Here is a 6,210-nt window from a genome sequence, read left to right as displayed (position 1 = left end):
GATGGCGGTGCCGTGCTGGTCGTCATGGAAGACGGGGATGTCCATCAGTTCGCGCAGGCGCTGCTCGATGATGAAGCATTCGGGTGCCTTGATGTCTTCCAGGTTGATTCCGCCGAAGGAGGGCCCGAGAAGCTTGACGCAATCGATGAAGGCGTCGGCGTCCTCGGTGTCGACCTCGAGGTCGATGGAATCGACGTCGGCGAAGCGCTTGAAGAGGACGGCCTTGCCTTCCATGACCGGCTTGGAGGCGAGCGCGCCGAGATTGCCGAGGCCGAGGATCGCGGTGCCGTTGGAGATGACGGCGACCATGTTGCCGCGCGTCGTGTAGTCGAAGGCGCGCGAGGGATCCTCGGCGATGGCCTTGACCGGCACGGCGACGCCCGGCGAATAGGCGAGCGACAGGTCGCGCTGCGTCGCCATCGGCTTGGTCGGATTGATCTCCAGCTTGCCGGGACGGCCCTGCGCATGGAAGTCGAGCGCTTCCTGCGGACTGACGGAGGGCGTCGAGGGTTCGGATTTCTGGTTCGCAGGCATGATGTGGCAGTTCCCCCCGGTGCGCGTCTTTTTGTGGAGCGTTTCGGATTAAGGCTACACTCGGCAGCGGTAAAGCGCCAAGCAGGATGAAACGGAAAAAGAGCGGGCCAGTGAAAGCGAGACCAACCGAAGGCGCGACGACGAAAAGCGGGCGACCATGCTGAACCAGGTGCCGCAGGCGGGCGGCGGGACGCCAATGATCGAGCAGTTCATCGAGATCAAGGCGGCGAACCCGGATGCGCTGCTGTTCTATCGCATGGGCGATTTCTACGAGTTGTTCTTCCACGATGCGGAGATCGCCGCCCGCGCGCTGGGCATCACGCTCACCAAGCGCGGCAAGCATCAGGGCGAGGACATTCCGATGTGCGGCGTACCGGTCCACGCCGCCGACGACTATCTGCAAAAGCTGATCGGGCAAGGCTACCGCGTCGCGGTGTGCGAGCAGGTCGAGGACCCGGCCGAGGCGAAGAAGCGCGGCTCGAAATCGGTGGTGAAGCGCGACGTGGTGCGGCTCGTCACGCCGGGCACGATCACCGAGGAAAAGCTGCTCGCGCCGAGCGAGGCGAGCTACCTGATGGCGCTGGGACGGGTCAAAGGCGCCGATGAGCTTGCCTTGGCCTGGATCGACATCTCGACCGGTTCGTTCCGTGTGTGCCGCACGAATGCCAAGCGTCTCCTGACCGACATCCTGAGGGTCGATCCGCGCGAACTGATCCTCGCCGACGCCGCGTTCCACGAGCCGGAATTGCGCCCGACCTTCGACGTGATCGGACGGCTCGCCAATCCGCAGCCGGCGATCCTGTTCGATTCGTCGGCCGCGGCGGGACGGATCGCGCGCTTCTACGAAATCGCGACGCCGGACAGTTTCGGCGAGTTTTCCCGCGCCGAACTCTCGGCCATCGCCGGCGCGATCGCCTATGTGGAAAAGACGCAGATTTCCGAGCGTCCGCCGCTCTCCTTCCCCGAGCGCGAGGAAGAAGGGACGAGCCTTTTCATCGACGCGGCGACGCGGGCCAATCTCGAGCTTTTGAGAACGCTTTCGGGCAATCGTGACGGATCGCTTCTCAAGGCCATCGACCGGACGGTGACGGGCGGCGGCGCGCGGCTTCTGGCCGACCGACTGATGTCGCCGCTCACCGATCCGGCCGCGATCAACGCCCGGCTCGACGCCATCTCCTTCCTGATCGCGGAGCCGCGCCTGTGCGAAGCGCTTCGCACGGTGCTGAAGAGCGCGCCGGACATGCCGCGCGCGCTCTCGCGCCTCGCCCTCAACCGGGGCGGGCCGCGCGACATGGGCGCGCTTCGATCCGGTCTCGACGCCGCGCGGCAGGCGGCGGACCTGCTGCAATCGGCGATGCTGCCGGCCGAACTGGTGGAAGCCTGCGAGGCGCTTTCGGCGCTGCCGACCACGCTCGCCTCGCACCTGTCGCTGGCGCTTGCGGAGGAACTGCCGCTCCTGAAGCGCGACGGCGGTTTCGTCGCCAGATCCTATGACAGCGAACTCGACCAGATGCGCGCACTGCGCGACGACACGCGGCGGGTCATCGCCGGGATGGAGCGCGATCTGGTCGAGGAGACCGGCATTCGCGCATTGAAGATCCGGCACAACAATCTGCTTGGCTATTACATCGAGGTGACGGCGCAAAACAGCGATGCGCTGACGCAGGGCGATGGGGCCAAGGCGCGGTTCATCCACCGGCAGACCATGGCGAATGCGATGCGGTTCACGACGAGCGAACTCGCCGAACTCGAAAGCAAGATCGCCAACGCCGCCGACCGGGCATTGCAGATCGAACTCGGCATCTTCGACCGGCTGCTGGGCGAGATCGTCGGCCATGCCGACGTCTTGCGCAAGGGTGCGGCGGCGCTGGCGGCGCTCGACGTGGCGACGTCGCTCGCCGTGCTCGCAGAGCAGGAGAACTATGCGCGCCCGCAAGTGGATGACGGACTTGCCTTCGCGATCGAGGGCGGGCGGCATCCGGTGGTCGAGCAGGCGCTGCGCCGGCAGATCGCCGATCCGTTCGTGGCGAACGACTGCGATCTTTCGCCGGCGAATGGCGAGAAGCGCGGCGCGATCTGGCTTCTGACCGGGCCGAACATGGGCGGCAAGTCGACCTTCCTGCGCCAGAACGCGCTGATCGCGATCCTCGCGCAGATGGGCTCCTTCGTGCCGGTGCGACAGGCGCATATCGGCGTGGTCGACCGGCTGTTCTCCCGCGTCGGCGCCTCCGACGATCTGGCGCGCGGGCGCTCGACCTTCATGGTCGAAATGGTCGAGACGGCGGCGATCCTCAACCAGGCGGGCGAGCGCGCGCTGGTCATCCTCGACGAGATCGGCCGCGGCACCTCGACCTTCGACGGGCTGTCGATCGCCTGGGCGGCGGTCGAGTATCTGCACGAGAAGAACGGCTGCCGGGCGATCTTCGCGACCCATTTCCACGAGATGACCGCGCTGTCCGAGAAGCTTTCGCGCCTCGCCAACGTCACCATGAAGGTGAAGGAATGGGAGGGCGACGTGGTCTTCCTGCACGAGGTCGGCAAGGGCGCGGCGGACCGCTCCTATGGCGTGCAGGTGGCAAAGCTCGCCGGCCTGCCCGATGCGGTGGTGGCGCGGGCGCGGGCGGTGCTCGGGCAACTCGAGGAAGGCGAGACGAGCGGCAAGGCGGCCAAGCTCGTCGACGACCTGCCGCTCTTTTCCGTCGCCGCAAGGCGGGCCGAGCCGAAGCCGGGGCCGAGCGATGGGCTGGCGGAAGAACTGGCCTCCATAAGACCAGACGACATGACCCCGCGCGAGGCGCTGGAGGCACTCTACCGGCTGAAGGAGAGAGCGGCGAAGCGGCTGTAGCGGGGCCGCGTGAAACGGGGTAGAAGTGCAGCGCACAATGAACGAGCCTGCCCGATGGCCAAGATTCCCCTGAGACTGGACGAGATCGTCGACGGCGAGAAACTGCGCCGCGACATGGCCGCGCTCGTCGGCTCGGACGGCGTCGATCGCGCGCGCAAGGCCGTGGTCCAGCTTCTCAAGGACCGCATGGCGCAAGGCCGTGCCGAGGCCGAAAAGATGCTGATGGAGGATGGCGGCGGCACCGCCTGCGCCGAGCGCCTGTCGCATCTGATGGACGAGATCATCCGGGCGCTCTACGACTTCACGGTCGCCCATGTGCATCGGCAGAAAGGCCCGGCAGGGCAAATGGCGGTGATCGCCGTCGGCGGCTACGGACGCGGGACGCTGGCGCCGGGATCGGACATCGACCTTCTCTTCCTGTTGCCGGCGAAGCAGACGACCTCCGCCGAAAAGGTCGCCGAATACATTCTCTACATGCTCTGGGACCTCGGGCTGAAAGTCGGCCACGCGACGCGCAACACCGACGAGTGTATGCGCCTGTCGCGAACCGACACGACCATCCGCACCTCGATCCTCGAAGCGCGCTACGTGTGGGGCGACGAGGCGCTGTTCGACGGGCTGGTCGAGCGCTTCGACGAGGAAGTGGTCAAGGACACCGGCGCCGAATATGTGCAGGCCAAACTTGCCGAGCGCGACGAGCGCCACGCCAAGGGCGGCGACACGCGCTATCTGGTCGAGCCCAACGTCAAGGAAGGCAAGGGGGGCCTGCGCGACCTGCACACGCTGTTCTGGATCGGCAAGTATTTCTACCGCGTGCCAACCGCGGAGGAACTTGTCGGCAAGGGCGTCTTCACGCGGCGTGAATATCTCGAATTCCGCAAGGCGGAGGATTTCCTCTGGGCCGTGCGCTGCCACATGCACTTCCTGACCGCGCGGGCGGAAGAGCGGCTGCATTTCGACATCCAGCGCGAGATCGCCGAGCGGCTCGGCTACACCAGCCATCCGGGGCTTTCCGCCGTCGAACGCTTCATGAAGCACTACTTCCTGATGGCAAAGACGGTGGGCGACCTGACGCGCATCTTCTGCGCCGCGCTGGAGGAGGAGCAGGCCAAGCACGTTCCCGGCTTCAACCGCATCTTCCTCAACTTTTCGCGCCGCAGACGCAAGCTCGCCGGAACGAGCGACTTCATCACCGACAACCACCGCATCAACGTCATCGACCCGGACGTGTTTGCGCGCGATCCGGTCAATCTGATCCGGCTGTTCTGGCTCGCCGACCGGCACGGGCTCGAATATCACCCCGAGGCGCTGAAACTCGTCACGCGCTCGCTCAAGCTGATCGACCGGAACCTGCGCCGCGACGAGGAGGCGAACCGCCTCTTCATGGACATCCTGACGTCGAGCCGGAATCCCGAATTGAACCTGCGCCGGATGAACGAGGCCGGCGTGCTCGGCAAGCTCATCCCCGAATTCCGCAAGATCGTGGCGATGATGCAGTTCAACATGTATCACCACTATACGGTGGACGAGCACCTGATCCGCTGCATCGGCGTCCTGTCGGAGATCGAGCGCGGCGACGGCGCGGACATCCACCCGCTGTCACATTCGCTGATGCCGGAGCTGAAGCGGCGGCGCGACGTGCTCTATGTCGCGATCCTCCTGCACGACATCGCCAAGGGCCGGCCGGAGGACCACTCGACCGCCGGCGCACGGATCGCCAGGCGGCTCTGCCCGCATATGGGCTTTTCGGCCGTCGACACGGAAACCATCGCATGGCTGGTGGAAAACCACCTCGTCATGTCGATGACGGCACAGACGCGCGATCTGAACGACCGCAAGACGATCCAGGATTTCGGCGATCTGGTGCAGTCCGTCGAGCGGTTGAAACTGCTCCTGATACTGACGGTCTGCGACATCAGAGGCGTCGGGCCGGGCGTTTGGAACGGCTGGAAGGGCCAGCTTCTGCGCACGCTCTATTACGAGACCGAACTGCTCCTGACCGGCGGCTTCTCGGAAGTCTCGCGCGCCAAGCGGGCGGAGATCGCGCGCGGGCAACTGGCCGATGCGCTGACCGACTGGCCGCCGGAGGAAGGGCGCCGCTATGTGGCGCTCCACTACGACAATTATCTGCTGACGGTGGATCTGGCCGACCAGTTGCGCCATGCCGGCTTCATTCGCGAGGCGGATGCCGCCGGGCGCAAGCTGGCGACGGCGGTGAAGACGCATGAATTCGAGGCGGTGACGGAGATCACCATCCTGTCGCCCGACCATCCGCGCCTGCTTTCGGTGATCGCGGGCGCCTGTTCGGCGGCGGGCGCCAATATCGTCGACGCGCAGATTTTCACCACGACCGACGGGCGCGCGCTCGACACGATCCTCATCAGCCGGGAATTCGACCGGGACGAGGACGAATTGCGGCGCGCGCGGCGTGTCGGCGCGCTGATCGAGGACGTTCTGTCGGGCAAAAGCTGGCTGCCGGAGATCATCGCAAAACGCGCCAAGCCGAAACGCGGGTCGAAGACCTTCCGGCTGGAGCCGCGCGCCGACGTGCGCAACGCGCTGTCGAACCGCTTCTCGGTGATCGAGGTGAAGTGCCTCGACCGGCCGGGGCTGCTCTCGGAGATCACCGGCGCGATCTCGGACCTGTCGCTCGACATCGCCTCCGCGCATATCACCACCTTCGGCGAAAAGGTGATCGACACTTTTTATGTGACCGACCTGACCGGCGCCAAGATCGAGAACCCGACGCGGCTTTCCGCGATCCGCAAGCGGCTGATCGAGACGCTCGGAGGGGCGGCGGATCATCCGAAGCAGGCGGCGGAGTAATGATT

At 65.7% G+C, this 6,210-nt stretch carries 2 protein-coding genes and 1 pseudogene; 2 read left to right on the top strand and 1 reads right to left on the bottom strand.

Going from position 1 to position 6,210, the window contains the following annotated elements:
* Nucleotides 1-534: pseudogene (locus PZ895_RS15095) on the bottom strand (NADP-dependent malic enzyme); the annotation flags it as partial.
* Nucleotides 535-691: 157 nt separating this feature from the next.
* Between PZ895_RS15095 and mutS the strand changes: the two are divergent.
* A complete protein-coding gene (gene mutS, locus PZ895_RS15090; protein WP_275839786.1) occupies nt 692-3,379 on the top strand; it encodes a DNA mismatch repair protein MutS in 2,688 nt (895 codons plus the stop codon).
* A gap of 54 nt (nt 3,380-3,433) precedes the next feature.
* Nucleotides 3,434-6,205, top strand: coding sequence for a [protein-PII] uridylyltransferase (locus PZ895_RS15085; protein ID WP_275839785.1), 2,772 nt, complete (start codon nt 3,434-3,436; stop codon nt 6,203-6,205).
* Nucleotides 6,206-6,210: the final 5 nt, after the last annotated feature.

It is taken from the genome of Mesorhizobium sp. YIM 152430 (assembly GCF_029210365.1).
Classification (GTDB): Bacteria; Pseudomonadota; Alphaproteobacteria; order Rhizobiales; family Rhizobiaceae; genus Aliihoeflea.
Note: the sequence above shows the minus strand (reverse complement) of the source record. Positions and strands in the feature narration are given on the sequence as shown.

What these genes read in the sequence shown, in the direction of transcription:
- PZ895_RS15085 (WP_275839785.1), top strand. Translation starts at nt 3,434, where the DNA reads ATGGCCAAGATTCCCCTGAGACTGGACGAGATCGTCGACGGCGAGAAA.
- mutS (WP_275839786.1), top strand. Translation starts at nt 692, where the DNA reads ATGCTGAACCAGGTGCCGCAGGCGGGCGGCGGGACGCCAATGATCGAG.